This window comes from Paenisporosarcina sp. TG20, from assembly GCF_000286315.1.
Classification (GTDB): domain Bacteria; phylum Bacillota; class Bacilli; order Bacillales_A; family Planococcaceae; genus Paenisporosarcina.
The window spans coordinates 1-16,617 of record NZ_ALJG01000348.1 but is presented as its reverse complement, the minus strand read 5'-3'; the positions used below and the strand labels follow the sequence as shown (position 1 = coordinate 16,617).

Annotated in this window: 14 protein-coding genes; 12 read left to right on the top strand and 2 right to left on the bottom strand. The window is 38.2% G+C overall.

Features of this window, described 5'->3' with window-relative positions:
- Positions 1-11 precede the first annotated feature (11 nt).
- From B371_RS0116690 to B371_RS0116635, 12 genes are all read left to right on the top strand, one after another.
- Positions 12-1,025 (top strand): ABC transporter ATP-binding protein, encoded by a 1,014-nt coding sequence (locus B371_RS0116690; protein ID WP_019415454.1) that lies wholly within the window; start codon positions 12-14, stop codon positions 1,023-1,025.
- Positions 979-1,935, top strand: coding sequence for a dipeptide ABC transporter ATP-binding protein (locus B371_RS0116685; protein WP_019415453.1), 957 nt, complete (start codon positions 979-981; stop codon positions 1,933-1,935). Before B371_RS0116690 ends, B371_RS0116685 begins: the two co-directional genes overlap by 47 nt.
- A 44-nt stretch (positions 1,936-1,979) precedes the next feature.
- Positions 1,980-2,993, top strand: a complete 1,014-nt coding sequence (locus tag B371_RS0116680; RefSeq protein ID WP_019415452.1) for an ABC transporter permease — start codon at positions 1,980-1,982, stop codon at positions 2,991-2,993.
- 14 nt (positions 2,994-3,007) lie between these two features.
- Complete coding sequence (gene nikC, locus B371_RS0116675; protein ID WP_019415451.1) at positions 3,008-3,826, top strand: nickel transporter permease; 819 nt, start codon at positions 3,008-3,010, stop codon at positions 3,824-3,826.
- A gap of 91 nt (positions 3,827-3,917) precedes the next feature.
- Positions 3,918-5,543 carry an ABC transporter substrate-binding protein gene (locus B371_RS0116670; protein WP_019415450.1) on the top strand — a complete coding sequence of 542 codons (1,626 nt, stop codon included), beginning with the start codon at positions 3,918-3,920 and terminating at the stop codon, positions 5,541-5,543.
- Positions 5,544-5,618: 75 nt separating this feature from the next.
- Positions 5,619-6,569, top strand: coding sequence for a M14 family metallopeptidase (locus tag B371_RS22015; protein WP_019415449.1), 951 nt, complete (start codon positions 5,619-5,621; stop codon positions 6,567-6,569).
- A gap of 4 nt (positions 6,570-6,573) precedes the next feature.
- Positions 6,574-7,956: an amidase gene (locus tag B371_RS0116660; protein WP_019415448.1), complete on the top strand. Its 1,383-nt coding sequence runs from the start codon at positions 6,574-6,576 to the stop codon at positions 7,954-7,956.
- A 94-nt stretch (positions 7,957-8,050) separates the two neighbouring features.
- Positions 8,051-8,803, top strand: coding sequence for a creatininase family protein (locus tag B371_RS22010; RefSeq protein ID WP_019415447.1), 753 nt, complete (start codon positions 8,051-8,053; stop codon positions 8,801-8,803).
- Complete coding sequence (locus B371_RS0116650) at positions 8,781-10,049, top strand: hypothetical protein (protein WP_019415446.1); 1,269 nt, start codon at positions 8,781-8,783, stop codon at positions 10,047-10,049. Before B371_RS22010 ends, B371_RS0116650 begins: the two co-directional genes overlap by 23 nt.
- Positions 10,050-10,108: 59 nt before the next feature.
- Positions 10,109-11,884: a M28 family metallopeptidase gene (locus B371_RS0116645; RefSeq protein WP_019415445.1), complete on the top strand. Its 1,776-nt coding sequence runs from the start codon at positions 10,109-10,111 to the stop codon at positions 11,882-11,884.
- 161 nt (positions 11,885-12,045) lie between these two features.
- Positions 12,046-12,867 carry a squalene/phytoene synthase family protein gene (locus tag B371_RS0116640; RefSeq protein ID WP_019415444.1) on the top strand — a complete coding sequence of 274 codons (822 nt, stop codon included), beginning with the start codon at positions 12,046-12,048 and terminating at the stop codon, positions 12,865-12,867.
- A 705-nt stretch (positions 12,868-13,572) separates the two neighbouring features.
- On the top strand, positions 13,573-14,082 hold the full coding sequence (locus B371_RS0116635) for an OsmC family protein (protein WP_019415443.1): 510 nt from the start codon (positions 13,573-13,575) through the stop codon (positions 14,080-14,082).
- A gap of 672 nt (positions 14,083-14,754) precedes the next feature.
- On the opposite strand, the gene B371_RS0116630 is transcribed toward B371_RS0116635, so the two are convergent.
- Together B371_RS0116630 and B371_RS0116625 are read right to left on the bottom strand one after the other, a co-directional pair.
- On the bottom strand, positions 14,755-16,038 hold the full coding sequence (locus B371_RS0116630) for an ammonium transporter (protein WP_019415442.1): 1,284 nt from the start codon (positions 16,036-16,038) through the stop codon (positions 14,755-14,757).
- 12 nt (positions 16,039-16,050) lie between these two features.
- Positions 16,051-16,392 (bottom strand): P-II family nitrogen regulator, encoded by a 342-nt coding sequence (locus B371_RS0116625; RefSeq protein WP_019415441.1) that lies wholly within the window; start codon positions 16,390-16,392, stop codon positions 16,051-16,053.
- Between the last annotated feature and the right edge of the window lie 225 nt (positions 16,393-16,617).

The following is a 16,617-nucleotide window of genomic DNA, read 5'->3' as shown; positions in this document are numbered from 1 at the left end:
GGGGAGAAATTATGCTTTTAGATGTGAAGGATATGTCTTTGTCGCTAAAAAGAGAAGGCAAATATATAAGAATCCTAGATCAAATTTCTTTTCATGTAAACGAAGGAGAAACAATCGGAATCGTGGGGGAGTCTGGATGCGGGAAAAGTATGACAGCCTTGTCTCTTATGCGCTTACTTCCAGATAAGGCTCGATTAGAAGGGAAAGTAGTTCTACAGGGAGATGAAATCACAAGTTTTTCAAAACGGAAACTGGAAAAAGTCCGTGGAAATCAGATGTCGATGATATTTCAGAATCCATTAACTTCTCTTAATCCTCTTCAAACCGTTGGAATTCAAATTGAAGAGTCGATAATTTTGCACACCAAAATGGGAAAACAACAAAGGCGAAAAAGAGTATTGCAGTTATTGAATGAAGTAGGACTTCCTCGTTCAGAAGAGTTAATTGATGATTATCCTCACCAACTTTCAGGGGGGATGAGACAGCGGATTATGATTGCAATGGCAATGGCGTGTGAGCCACAACTGCTTATTTGTGACGAACCAACTACGGCATTGGATGTAACGGTTCAGGCGCAGATTCTTGAGTTAATGAATGAAATTAAGAAGGAAACACAAATGGGCATTATTATGATTACTCATGACATGGGGGTTATAGCAGAAGTTTGTGACCGTGTAATTGTGATGTATGCTGGAAAAATTGTGGAAGAAGCCCCAGTCATCGAGTTGTTTCTAAATCCTAAGCATCCATATACGCTTGGTTTACTCGATTCAATACCGAAAATGGGAATTCGTAAGCAAAAGTTGGGATCTATTCCGGGAACAGTACCTTCACCAGAAAAAATGCCTACAGGCTGTCGTTTTGTCGATCGATGCAGTCATGCAATGGATCAATGTAGAAATACACTACCTGAAATGATTGAAATCAATGAGAATCATTACACTGCCTGCTGGCTCTATGATGAGGAGGTGAACAAGAGTGGCTCTATTGGAAGTCAAAAACCTGAAACAGCATTTCATTACTAAAAAAGGATTTATGGGTAAAAAGACGATAGTAAAAGCGGTAGATGGCGTAGATATTACGATTGATGTAGGACAAACGTTAGGGATTGTTGGTGAATCGGGATGTGGGAAATCCAGCCTAGCTCGTTCTATTCTCCGGTTAGCAGAGCCAACATCAGGAAGTATTAAGTTTAACGGAGAAGAAGTTATCGGTATGAATTCGAACCACATGAAGATGTTGCGTAGAGAAATGCAAATCGTTTTTCAAGATCCATACGCGTCATTAAATCCCAGAAATACAGTTCGACAGATATTAGAAGCCCCGTTAATTATACACAGCCTTGGGGATCGTAAAGAACGAAGAGATTTAATTGAAAGTTTGATCAACAAGATTGGATTAAGGACAGAACAGCTTGATAGTTATCCTCATGAATTTTCAGGAGGACAGCGACAACGTATTGGACTTGCTAGAGCACTAGCGTTAAACCCAAAACTGATTATAGCCGATGAGCCCGTTTCAGCCTTAGATGTTTCTGTACAATCTCAAGTATTAAATTTAATGCTTGATTTACAACAAGATATGAATTTAAGTTATATGTTTATTTCACATGATTTGTCCGTTGTTCAACATATTTCAGACAAGGTTGCTGTAATGTATTTAGGCAAAATAGTTGAGATTGCTAATGTCGAGAAGTTATACAACAATCCAATGCATCCTTATACACAAACACTCCTATCTGCAGTTCCGATCGCTGATCCTATGCTGAAAAGAGAGAGGATTATTTTGCAAGGCGACTTGCCTAGTCCCTCCAATCCGCCAACAGGTTGTTCATTTCACACCAGGTGTCCAATAGCAACCAAAGAATGCTCAGAAATTGAGCCAGTTTTAGAGGAAAAATTAACAGACCATTTCGCCGCCTGTATTTATGTATAGCAAATAAAAGAAATGGTTTGCAAGAGGGAAAAGGGTGAAAATTAATGGATGTCTTAAAATTTGTGGCTAAACGATTATTATTAATGATCCCGATTTTGATTGGAATTAGTATGTTGACTTTTGCTATTTCCAACACCATTCCTGGCGATCCTGCCCGACTTATCTTAGGACCAAAAGCCACGCCAGAAGGTCTAGAATCACTTCGTGAGAAAATGGGCTTAAATGATCCACTCTATATTCAGTATGGTAGGTACATGGTCGGAATAACACACGGAGACTTGGGGGAAAGCACTTACTCTCAAGGGCCGGTATCAAGTGATTTAATACGCTATTCACCTGCAACCTTTGAATTGACACTTTTTGCAATGATGATTACTTTACTAATCGGAATACCATTTGGAATTATAAGTGCGAGTAAAAAAGATCGTATGGCGGATCATTTTACCAGGCTCTTTTCTCTCTTAGGAGTAGCAATGCCTGCTTTTTGGCTGGGATTGTTGTTCTTGTTACTTTTCTACCTAAAGCTTGGCATCTTACCTGGATCAGGTAGATTGGATAGCGGGATGTCGCCGCCCCACCATATTACTGGGATGTATACGATTGATGCATTATTGACTGGTAATTGGACAGTTTTACTATCAGCATCCATGCATTTAATTTTGCCTGGAATCACACTCGCGGCGGTAACGATTGGGATGATTACAAGAATGACGCGTTCTAGCATGCTTGAAGTGTTACAAAGTGATTATGTTCGCACAGCGCACGCTAAGGGTGCCTCAGAAAACAGAGTTTTATATGGGCATGCATTAAGAAACGGTGTAATGCCCGTTATTACATTACTAGGAATGGCATTTGGCCATGCTCTTGGGGGAAGTGTTCTTGTAGAATCTGTTTTTTCTTGGCCAGGTTTAGGCAAATACGCAGTAAATGCCATTACCTATTTGGATTTCCCAGCAGTAATGGGGGTTACTCTACTCATTGCAGTTATGTTTATACTTGTCAATTTAATTGTTGATACGTTGTATTTCTTTATTGATCCCCGCTTAAAACATAATTAAGGGATGTGGTTCAGTTGGTCCGTAGAATAACAAGCAGTCCATTAACATTAATTGGTCTTGTGATTGTTTTAATTATCATAGTTTGTGCATTATTTGCTCCGTTAATAGCAACCCACAGTCCGACTGAAGTCAATTTACAAAGCAAATTGGAAGCACCTAGTACTTCACATTATTTTGGAACTGACGAAGTCGGAAGAGATATTTTCAGTCGAATTGTTTACGGAACAAGAATTTCCTTACGCATTGGGTTATTGGTTGTTTTAATTGCATTTCCAATAGGTACAATTCTAGGCGCAATTGCAGGTTATTTCGGTGGCGGAGTCGACCAAATTATTATGCGGATAACAGATGTGTTCCTCTCGTTCCCTGGAATTATTTTAGCAATGTCTATTGCAGCAGCTCTAGGACCATCTATTGAAAATGTAATGTTAGCCCTAGCCGCTACTTGGTGGCCGTGGTACACAAGGATTGTCCGTTCCTCTGTATTATCTATAAAAAATGCCGAATTTATAGAGGCCTCGCGGGCTTTAGGAGCGAATCCATTTCGAATTCTATTCAAAGAAATTATACCGAATTCAATTGGACCGGCTACAATTCAAGCTTCTTTGGATTTAGGATTCGTCATTTTAGCAGCGGCAGGTTTGAGTTTTATCGGCCTTGGTGCACAGCCCCCCTCACCTGAATGGGGAGCGATGTTATCAAATAGCCGTGAAATTTTGCGTGATGCCTGGTGGGCAGCTACATTCCCTGGGTTAGCAATCCTTCTTACTGTTTTAGGTTTTAATCTAGTAGGAGATGGTTTGAATGATGTATTAGACCCTAAACAACGATGATTTTTTGTCCATGTACTGAGAGGAGGATCGTAGGTAACTGTACATTTTATTTAGATTTAATTAGTTTTAATAAAAATTAGGGGGAAGTAAAATGAGGTTAAAAGAACAATGGCAAAAAAAGATTTCTCTTCTTGTAGTTGCAGCATTCCTAATGGTTGGTTGTCAGAACTACAATGAAGAATCTGAAAGTGTAGATGTTCCTGCTTCAACAGAACCTAAGTCAAATGAAAACTATAATGCAGATGTATTTAACTTTGCTACGAACCAAGATATACCTACTCTCGATCCACATGGGTCTGCTGCAAATACTTCATTCCGGGTAACATACATGTTGTACGATCGCTTGGTAACGTATGAAGGATCATCAACGGAGCCAAAACCAATGCTGGCAAAAGATTGGGATATTTCGGATGATGGATTGGAATACACATTTCATTTGGTTGAAGATGCTAAATTCCATGATGGGACTCCTGTTACTGCAGAAGCTGTAAAGTATTCGTTTACTCGTGCAATCAAAGTTGAGAAATCTGCAGCAGGTATCTTTCAAAAAATAATTGATGAAAACAGCTTTGATGTAATTGATGACCACACAATTAAGATTACATTGAAAAAACCGTTTGCTCCATTTGTTAGTACATTAGGAACAGTTTTTGCAAACATTATAAATCCTAAGTTAGAAGAAAATCATGGTGATGACTTAGGTCAGAGCTACCTTGCTGAAACAGATATGGGTTCAGGTGTCTACGTTTTAGACAGTTGGGATCGTGGAGAATCGCTAGTAATGAAAGCAAACCCAGATTATTGGGGTGAAGAAGCTACTATGAAAACTGTTAATATCCAATTTGTGAATGAACCTTCTACTGCCCGTCTAATGTTGGAAAAAGGTGAATTAGATTTACTTGATAACACAATGATATCTCCGGAAGTGCTTGGAAACATGGAAGGAACGGACGGTATAACCATCACAGAATCCACTGGATATCAAATCGATTATATGCCAATGAATATTGAAAGTGGAGCATTATCTGACGTGAAAGTCCGTCAAGCTATTGCGCACAGCATTAACTATGATGCATTGCTTGAAAGTGTTTATTTAGGTTCTGCAGAACGTATCGGTGGTGCAGTTCCAGCTGGGATGATTGGCTATAATCCCGATGCTAAACTATATGACTATAATTTAGAAAAAGCTAAATCATTGCTAGCAGAAGCTGGTCATGCTGAAGGTCTGACATTAGAAATAGCAATTTCAGAAAATAATGAAGTGCGTAGCAATACAGCTCTGCTCTTACAATCAGATCTTGAAAAAGTAGGCGTTAAACTAGATATTAAAACATATGCATGGCCTACATTCTTAGATTTGGTAACAAGTGGTAAACATAATTTTGCATTGGTATCTTGGACGCCAGATTATCCGGATCCAGACTATAACTTATGGTATTTCGGACATTCTTCAAGTAAAGGTCCAGGTTTCAACCTAGCATTTTATGAAAACAGTAAAGTAGATACATTACTAGAAGAAGCAAGATCGAACACAGATGAAGAACTTAGAATATCTAATTATGAAGAAATCCAAGATATTATGGCGGAAGAAGTACCATATATATTTGTTGCGCAACCAAACTTGCAAGCAGCTGGTAGAGAATGGGTAAAAGGATACGAGCTTAACCCGATGAACACATGGTATGTACCGTTTAATAAAATTACGAAAGAAGAATAACATTGATGGGTGCGGATATTACTTAAAACCGCACCCTACTTTTAAAGACATAAGTCTAATGAGGAGATGGGACAAATGAATAATATATGGGAAATAGGGAATTTATCGGTTTCTCAAGGGGATAAAGTAAAAGCTTATTTAGAATTACCAACAATCGAGGAAAACTTGCCTACTTTTTTAATAAATGGATTTGAAGAAGGTCCCAAAGTATTGGTTTTAGGGGGCATACATGGTTGTGAATATACATCAATTGATGCAGCGCAAAAAGTAGGTGTAGATTTACTACCCTCACAAGTTAAAGGAAAATTAATTGTTCTTCCCATTGCAAATCCCGCTTCGTTTTATGCTCGCAGTATCTACGTTCACCCCAGAGATCAAAAGAACTTAAATCGCATGTTCCCAGGTAAAAAAGACGGTACAGACTCGGAACGTCTAGCGTTTTGGCTAAACGAATCAGTATTTAAGGAAGTGGACTATATTATTGACCTCCATGGAGGCGATATGATTGAAGCGTTGGTACCATTCACTATCTATCACGTTTCAGCAAATGAATGGGTTCTAGAGAAATCAAAGGAAATGGCATCTCTTTTTGATATTGATTACGTAATAGGCAGCAGTGATCAAGTGCCAGGATCTACGTATGGCTGTGCGTCTGAACAAGGTATTCCAGCAATTATTGCTGAAGCAGGACAACAAGGAATTTTAAGTGAAGAAAATTCGGTTCTTCTGCAAGAGGGTGTGAAAAATATCTTAGTATCAATAGGTTCATTAGAAGGAAAAGTTAAAAAGAGCGAGTCTACTTATATTTCTGTATTCGATTGGTACAGATCTGATTTTCAAGGTCTATGGTATCCGGCTGTTCAAATTGGCGAAACGGTGGTCAAAGAACAGCTGTTAGGAAAAATAACGAACGGATTCGGAGAAACTGTTAAAGAAATAAAATCGCATACAGACGGCGTCGTACTGTTCTTAGTAAGTTCGCTTGCCATTAACGATAAAGACCCATTACTGGCTGTTGGGGCGTGAAGGAATGAATAAGCTGTTAGATATTTCATTAGTGGAAATAGCTAAACTGTATAGGCAAAAAGAAGTGTCGCCTGTTCATGTAACCAAACTATTGTTTGAACGACAGAAACATTTGGAACCTATGCTTAATGCTTTTATTGAGGTTAGGGAACAAGCTGCGATTAAACAAGCTCACATTGTGGAAAGACAATTCTTAAATAATGAAGCTTTGAATATCTTAGCGGGTATTCCATATACGTCTAAGGACTTGTTTTTTGAGATGAATGAACTAACGACTTGCGGTTCCAGAATATTGAAGGATAATAAGCCTGAATATTCAGCAACCGTATTAAATAAGCTTTCTCAAACCCATGCAATATTAGTAGGAAAGACTAATATGTTGGAGTTTGCTTATGGAGTCGTCCACCCTGATTTTGGTAAGACAAATAATCCATGGGATATTACCAAGACATCCGGCGGCTCATCCAGCGGTTCGGCAGCAGCTGTTGCAAGTGGAATTGGTTACTTTTCGTTAGGTACGGATACAGGTGGATCAATTCGAATCCCTGCTGCGTATTGCGGAACAGTCGGATTAAAACCGACACGGGGATTGGTAAGTACGTATGGAGTTTTTCCTTTGTCATGGTCGCTGGATCATGTTGGCCCGATTACAAGGACGGTTATAGATGCGGCTGTTGTACTAGATGTAATAGCAGGATACGACCCAAAAGACCGCTATTCAGTAGTTGGTAAAATCAGCGCATTAAATTTCGAGAAATTTGGTGCAGATACGAAGAATAAAAGGGTAGGTATACTTCCGAATGAAATGTTAAAGAAACTTAAAGTGGACGTGAGAAAAATTTACGACAGCACATTAGTACAAATGCGTTTACTTGGATGGGATTTAGTCGAGATTCAGATTCAAGATTGGGATCGAACAGAAGAATTAATATTGAATGTACTTCTTCCGGAAGCAGCCCATATTCATCAAAAGTGGTTCGATCGAAAAGATGATTATACAGAAACAACATATAAGCAAATTGAATTGGGCATGCAGCATAGAGCAGTTGATTACATAAATAGTCTGGAACATTTAAATTGGTATAAGGAAAGTGTGTCAGATTTATTTAACCAAGTTGATTTAATTATGACTCCGACAGTTGCGTTTGAAGCTCCGGCAGAAGATCCGGTGATAGGGAGTGAGGAACTAGATGAAATGATGTATACTGGTCCATTTAATATTTCAGGTCATCCGGCAGTCACATTAAATATGGGCTATACAGAGAATGGGTTGCCAGTTGGTATCCAATTAGTTGCTCCTCATTTTCAAGACATGGAACTATTGCAAGCAGCTTATCAATTGGAACAAACACAATCTATTAAACTTCCTCAGATAATACCAGTATAAGTAAGTAACAAACTTAAATATGAATAGTTGGATTTTTTAAAAAGTTGGAATAGCACTAAAATGAAAAAAATTACAGAGTGAGGGAGAGAAGTTTATGGACATGATGACAATGAATTTAAGTCAATTCAAAGAGTGCCAAAAAACAATAAATACGGTTTTAATACCGATTGGAATGATTGAAGCGCATGGTCCTCATTGTGCGCTAGGTACTGATGTGCTAATTCCTCGTGAATTTGTTGGGAGGCTAAATGACGTTTTAGACAAAAAAATTCTAATGGCTCCAGAAATAACGTATGGACATTCTTGGGGACTTGCGCCATTCGCAGGTACGATTGATGTTTCGTCAGAGGTATTTATAAATTATGTTTTTGAAATTTGTAAGGGTTTTCAACAAAATGGGTTTAAAAATATTATTTTGTTTAATGGTCACGGTGGTAATATCTCCAGTTTGGATATTGTTACAGAAAAATTAGCAGATTTAGAAGTAAGTACGTTAACCATTAATTGGTTTATCGATTATCGAGAAGACATTAAACAAATTGCGCCACACCCGGGCCATGCAGGAGAAGATGAGACATCGTTAATCCTGGCGATTAACAAGAATTATGCTTATACAAGTGGAGTGGGGAGTCATGAAACTCCTATACAAAAACGATTCCGTTTCAAAGACGGAGGGAAAACTCTCTATCCGGAAGCTTTTTCTGGGAATGCTGAAGCTGCGACAGTTGAAAAGGGAGAACAATTATTTCATATGTTGACCACGCTAATTGTTGAAGATATTGAGACGTTTTGGGAACTCGAACAAATACAAGGAGGAAGAATAGATGATATTACGGTGGACGCCTGAATCTGTTGGAGATGCAATTGTTGATATCGTTTTAAGTTTAAATGATCAATCTAAAAAATTATATGGTACAGAAGTAGCAACAGCTAGCTACAGTAGTACCAAATCGTCATTAAGGAGCTTTGATCAAATTGGTCTTAAAATTGACGAGGTAGAGCGAGAGATTGCTGACCTACAGGGACATCCAGGGAAATACCTTCGTTCCATGCTTAATGCAAATCGTTATTTCGCACGGAGTCTTCAAGGAGATGACTTGCCTTATGCAGAATACATTGCAAATATTCAAGAGTTACCATCGACCTTAATTACAGATGCAACAATTGAAAAGCAAAAACAACTTGTGGACGAAGGTTTGACTAATCTGGGATACAAAGGTTCCTTAAAAGAAAAAGCCGACAAATGGCATGAGGAGACATTGATTCCACCTGAGAAAGTCACAACAGTAGCAAATTCAATGAAAGAAAAAAGTAAGGCGGGAACATTAAAACGTGTGATTACCTTACCTAAAGAAGATGGTATAGATACGATTAAGTCAATTCGAGGGGTATTTTGGAGTGGCTATTCTAAATATGAAGGTCAATATCGTGGCAATTTAACCTTTAATATTGATCGTCCTTGGACAAAGCCTGTTCTTGCACAAATTATGACTCATGAAGGTTATCCAGGACATCAAGCGTTTTATTGTCGGTGGGACTATTTGTTTCAACAAGGGAAGCTACCTATAGAGGCATCTTATTACCTAATTAATAGTCCAACCAATGCACTGTTTGAAGGTGGACCTGAAAGCGCTTTGCATTTCTTAGGATGGGATCGTGACGAAGAAGAAACAGAGGGAATTACACTGGATGAAAAGAAACAGTACAAGCTTGCTAGAGACTATATTGATATGCAAAGAATGGCCATGACCAATGCTTGTTATTTATTTAATAATGGTGATATGAATAAGGAAGAAGCAGTTAATTATATGATTAATAGCGGAAATCTAACTACCATTGAAGCAAATAACTGTTATCGCTTTTTCTCTGATCCAGTTCAAAAAACGTATTATCCTTCATATTATTATGGTCGATGGATGGTTGGTAAAGCGTATGATGCAGTTGCAAAAGGTCAACGTGCAGATTTTTTTACCACTTTATACGATACTCCACACACAACCAATACGTTTATTGATGCAGTTAGCCAGTTAACAGGAACACCTTTCCAACCATTTGAACAAGTAAATGTGAGTAAGAAGAATTTAGTGCTGTAAAAAAAGTAGCGCCCAATTTTCTATGGGCGCTTTTTATCAAGAGAGGAGAGACTTTAGGTATGAATAGTAAACTAAGTAATACACATAAACAATTAATTAATGAGGTATCTGGAGATCAACTGATGTATTATACCAGTCAACTAACAAAAGAGGTGCGACTTTCTGGATCGGCTGAAGAACTTCGGGCGTTTCAATATGCTAAGGAGGTATTGGATGATCTTGGGTTGGAAACGAAGCTGAGTTTCCATCAGGGGTATATTAGTTTACCGGTAGAAGCTGAATTACAAGTAGGTGGAGAGAGTTATCCTTGTATTACCCATTCAATGTCTGTCTCTACGGGGGACGGAGGGCTTAACGGTGACCTAATATATATTAAAGAACTTACAAATCAACTACAAGTGACTGGAAGTATTGTTTTAACTGAAGGAATAGCTACACCAGGTGCAGTGAGAATCTTAGAAAAGGCCGGAGCTCTTGGGGCAATCTTTATCAATGGCACCTTTACACATGAGATGACTGTCTCGAGAGTTTGGGGAAATCCGACCCCTGAAACAAAAAAACAATTTCCAACCATACCAGTTATATCAATCACTGAAAAGGTAGGGACATTAATAAAAGAAAATCTTAGTCAAAGTGCTATCAATAACTCTGTTTGGTTTAAAACAGTTGTGGATACAGCATGGAGGGATATCCCGACCCTAGTAGCTGATATAAAAGGTGAAATAGAACCCGAAAAATTTGTGTTGTTTAGTGGACATATTGACTCTTGGCATTATGGTGCTATGGATAATGGCAGTGCTAATGCAACCATGCTTGAAGTAGCGCGTGTAATCATAAATCAACAAGTGAAATTACGGAGAAGTCTTCGCATTGCTTTTTGGTCTGGGCATTCTCATGGAAGATACACAGGTTCAACTTATTATTGTGACAACAATTGGGAAGACATTCACGAAAATTGTATGCTGCATGTCTATGTTGATTCCGTTGGTGGAAAAGGGGCGACGATTCTTAGCGAAAGCAACTGTATGGTTGAAACAAAGGAATTGGGTGGTTCTTTTGTCGAGGAATTAACAGGTGAAGAATTTATAGGTAAAAGATTCGGACGAGGAGGCGACCAGTCATTTTGGGGAACAGGAACACCTGCTTTATTCATGGGGCTTTCTGAACAACCAATTAGTGATGACATCGCATCACAAACTTTAGTCAAACTATTTGGTGGAATCAAATCTGGTGGGTTTGGCTGGTGGTGGCATACAACTGAAGATACATTAGATAAACTTGATAAGGATAACTTACAAAGGGATTGCAAAGTATACACAGCTGTTATTTATGATGCATGCACCAGTAAAATTATTCCATTAAATCATGCTGCTGGAGCAAAAGAGCTTAAAGAAGCATTAAATGTCTACGCTAAATTAGCCGGTGAGATATTAGACTTAAATGTTGCCGTTACTCGTGTGGAAAATCTAGAAAAGCTTGCAGAAGAAATTAATCATACACCGTTAGATATAGACTGGTCAGACGAAGAAGCCAAAGAAATTAATAAAAGATTGATTGCCATATCTCATTATTTAATTCCTTTAAGCTATGTCAGTGGAGATATATATGACCATGACTTGGCGATTAACCAACCAGTAATTCCACTGTTAAAAGATATCGCCACCTTAGTTGAACTTGAACCTGGCAGTGATATAGCATTAGAGTGGCAAACGATATTAAAAAGAAGGTTAAATAAAGTGGAATACACGTTGCTAAAGGCAACAAGGATAGTAGAATCATTGATAAAATATCAAGGTGAGTTAGGTGTTAAAAAAGAAAGTAAAATAATCATTTAGTTCAGTATTTCTGGTGCTTTATCACTAGATTCTTAAACTTTGTCTCTTTGTAGCATACGAAAATTGATTTTTATTGTATGATAAGAGGACTAGTATATTCAGAAATGGACAAAGCTAAGAATACATAATTGAAACAATGAACGGAACGGGAGGAATTGAGTATGAGTAAGTCTGCCTTATTGCAACGGGAAGCAATGGATGTATTAAAACAAACTAGTCGAACATTTTTCATTCCCATTAATTTTTTAGAACCAACTTTAAAGAAAACTGTTGCATCTGCTTATTTATGTATGCGTGCTATTGATGAAATTGAAGATCATCCCGATATGAAAGCAGAAACAAAGCATCAATTGTTAACATCAATTAGCGAAATTTTAAAAACAACTTTCGACCATGAAAAGTACCGTGCGCTTATTCGCCCTTATGAAAACTCACTTCCAGTAGTGACAAAACGTCTCGGTGATTGGATTTTATTATGTCCTCCAGAGGTAGTAGAAAAAGTAAAAGAGTCTACAGCCATTATGGCAGAAGGTATGGCCAAGTGGATTGTCAAAGATTGGCGCATTAAAACAAAAGAAGATTTAGACGATTATACGTATTATGTGGCCGGGCTTGTTGGTTGCATGTTATCAGATATTTGGAAATGGCATGACAACACGGAAACTGATCGTGAAAAAGCCATTGCTTTTGGACGAGGCTTACAAGCAGTAAATATTTTACGGAACCAAGATGAAGACTTGGAGCGGGGTGTTAGCTTCATGCCAGATGATTGGGATAGAGAAGATTTATTTCTATATGCCAAGCAAAACTTAGCGTTGGGCAACGAATATGTAAAAGATATCAATAATCGCGGGATCACCATGTTTTGTAAAGTTCCGCTTGCCCTAGCAAATAGCACATTAAAAGCAATGAAAATAGGTCGTGAAAAGATTTCACGTAAAGAAGTTGAATCTATAGTGGCAGATCTTGAAAACCAACATTAATTAGTAAAATGGACAAACATATGCCAGGAACCGAGGAGATTAACGGGATAGAAAGCATCCACGTTGAGCCCATAGGTTCCTGGCAATTTTTTATGTTGTTGACTAAAAGGTCTTGGAAAAAGGTAACCCTTTTATATACTTCTCGACTTAATTTTTCAGTTCGTTATGGGTCGCGTAACTGCCACAATAAATCTAGAATAAAATGAGAGACAAGTGAGGTTTTCACTGTCTCTCATTTTTCTTATAGAAAGTGGATGCTGCCGAAGTCATAATCTAGACAGGTCCTTTTTAAATAAGTATAAGTATAGGTCAATCAGAACCTACTAATAAACTCTGTATGAAATAAGAAGAATTCCCGTTTACGTGAATTTACTAGATGTATTTAAATATCTCCGCAAGAAATGAAGTAAAATAGAGGTCTTTTATAAAAATTCAGCTGATATTTGCTGATTTTTTTATCTAAATTAGTGCTGAGCAATTGCTCAGTTGGAAAATTTGGTAATAGAACAATTTGAATTTTATTAATAAAGTTAATATTTAGACAATGATTCTAGTATTATGCTATTATTGGAAAAAGTCGATATCCAAATTGTAGCAATGGTTAATGTTAACCAGGGTCTTGAACAAACACATCTTTTTTAACACCCAGTAGCATAACCTTTACCATCGACTTCAAAATACGAAGAGAATAGTGAGGAGATTATGATGAGAATCGAGGAATTACGTGAACTTCAGGCCCCGTTAAAGGATAAATACCGTGAGGAGCCACAGGCGGCAATGATTACTTTACATGCCGAGGGGACAGTTGGTGAAGGATTAACTTGTAGTGTAAAAACAGGGAAAGCTCTTGTTGAAGCAGGTCTTCACCCGGCTACCGGGGGAACAGGGATGGCTGCATGTTCTGGCGATATGCTTCTTGAAGCGTTGGTTGCCTGCGCTGGAGTAACACTTAAAGCAGTAGCAACTGCACTGGAAATTAATTTACGTGGTGGGACAATCCGTGCAGAGGGAGATCTCGATTTCCGCGGAACGTTAGGTGTATCGAAAGAAGTTTTAGTTGGATTTTCAAGCATTCGACTTAAATTTGATTTAGACACGGATGCGTCTGAAGAACAATTGGCAACGCTTCTCAAATTAACAGAACGTTATTGCGTTGTAAAACAAACGATTGAGAATCCAGTGAAGGTTGATGTTTTACATACCGTCACAACATAAAATCTATAATAAAAAAGATTCTAAGGGACAGGTGATGAACTGAACCCCAAGTGTTAAACACAACTAACAATTGGAGGTGTAGTTTTAGTTACTATCCCTTTTTTAGTTTACTCTAAAGAAATCATAGCTAAATAATTTAGTGTTTGTGAAGCCCCGAAACGAGACTTTTTCATCAAGATCTCAAGGATTGGATGGATATCAATACTAGATAAAACCGTGTTGAATCGGTGGGTAGGTTTCAAGTCATTGTCTTCTGTAATCGCTGTAGCAATATAAACTGCTTTAGAGATAACGCAATGATGTTCGCGTACTTTAATACACCGCATCAACAAAGATATAAGGAAAGATGTTGTAAACATCCATATTTAGGGCAAACTTTAACTGGGTAAATATTAATTCCTCCTCAATGTTTATCGTTGTTGAAAACATTGTTTCCAAGAGGGATTAATTTGACCCTTTTTCTTTTTATACAATTATATGGACTTAATCTTTTGAAACATGAAGAGAGTTAACTTGCCGTCAGAGATATCACTACTTGTTAGACTAGTGGTCACGACCCATCAGTCAAGAGAAAGGCAGACAACCGAATGACAAAGTCACTTCGAATGTCTGCCTCATCTATAGTTTAGGATTGCAGTCCTATGCAACCCGAAAACTTAATTAACTCCAGTATTACCTTGGTTGCAGGGATTTTCCAAGCTGCGTAAGACGCTGAGCGAAATCCTCAGGACGTGGTGATGATCCTCTAATAGCGTCTTTAAATTCATAGGCCTGAGTTCCGTGTTCAGAGAAATCTAGTCCTGCAATTTCATCTTCTTTAGTAACACGTAGTGGAGTAAACAAACGGACTACAAGTAAAGTTCCACCTACAGCGAGTGATGTCCATAAGATGATTGCTGCAACGCCAGCGATTTGCACCCCAAGTATTCCAACCCCGCCACCATAGAATGTTCCATTAGTAGTGTCAAATAAACCAACCGCAAGTGTTCCCCAGATACCTCCAATTCCATGCACGGATATCGCGCCGACTGGATCATCAATTTTCGCCTTAAGGTCAAAGAAACGAATACTTTCAGTCATAATAACTCCAGCGATTAAACCAATTGCGATTGCACCAATCAGGGAGACGTTGGCACATCCAGCTGTAATACCGACGAGTCCACTGAGAGCTCCGTTTAATGAAAGAGATGCATCAATTCGTTTGTAACGAAGTCTTGTGTGTAAAGCAGTAGCTAAAACTGCAGCCGATGCAGCAAGTAATGTATTAGCAATGACTGTTGGTACTAACGTAGTGTCAGCTGCTAATGTACTAGCACCATTAAATCCGAACCATCCAAGCCATAATATAAATACTCCAAGAGCTCCAAGAGGAATACTATGACCAGCAATTACATTCACGGTTTTACCGGTATATTTACCGATTCGTGGGCCAATTAACCATGCTGCAACTAATGCACCAACGGCACCAGTTAAATGAACAACTGATGATCCAGCGAAATCAATAAAACCTAGTTCTGACAACCATCCACCGCCCCATACCCAGTGTCCAACGATTGGATAAATAACTCCAGTCATGGCAACTGTTAATAGTAGATAAGAAGTTAATGTCATACGTTCTGCGACAGCACCAGAAATAATGGTAGCACATGTAGCTGCAAAAACTGCTTGGAAGACAAAGAATCCGATATCTTCACGTCCGAATAAAGCAAAGCCTTCTGTCCCAATGATTCCAAAAGCAGAAGGTCCAAACATAATTGCAAACCCTACGATAAAATATAGAATTGAGCCTAATGATACGGTCAATAAATTTTTCATTAATATATTGACTGTATTTTTGGAACGAGTAAAACCTGTTTCAACCATAGCAAAACCTGCATGCATAAAAAATACTAAAATTGCACCAATCATCATCCATAACATATCGACAGAACCTTGTACTGCTTCAATTCCCTCCATGTTTATACCCCCTTAGTATACGGCTATTGCGCCGCGTTCTTTTGTTCGAATCCTAATTGCCTCATCTACTGGGTAAATGAAAATCTTGCCATCTCCAACTACCCCTGTAGCTGCATATTCTAAGATAGCTTCAACGATGGGTTCAACTAATGCCTCTTCGACCACCATTTCTAATTTTAATTTTGATGAGAACTCCATTTCATACACATTGCCACGAAAAAGGCCGGTTCTCCCTTCTTGTCTTCCACACCCAGCAATTTCAGTTACACTCAAACCATCAATACCTTCTAATGCTAATGCTCTCCGAACATCTGGAAATACATCTGGGCGAATAATAGCTTCAATTTTTTTCATCCAACATTCTCCTTTCCTGTCCCTAATACTATATGTTAGGTTTTATAACATGATAATACAAAATGAAAGAAAAATCAAACTATTTTTATATTTTATGTTAGGTTATATAACATGACTTATAAGAATACAAAGTTTTGAGTTGGATATTAAGAAAAATCGGGCAATGTACGCTCGGTCTTTAAAGAAAGCACACAGTATCCACTTTGGTTTCCGGTATAATTTCCG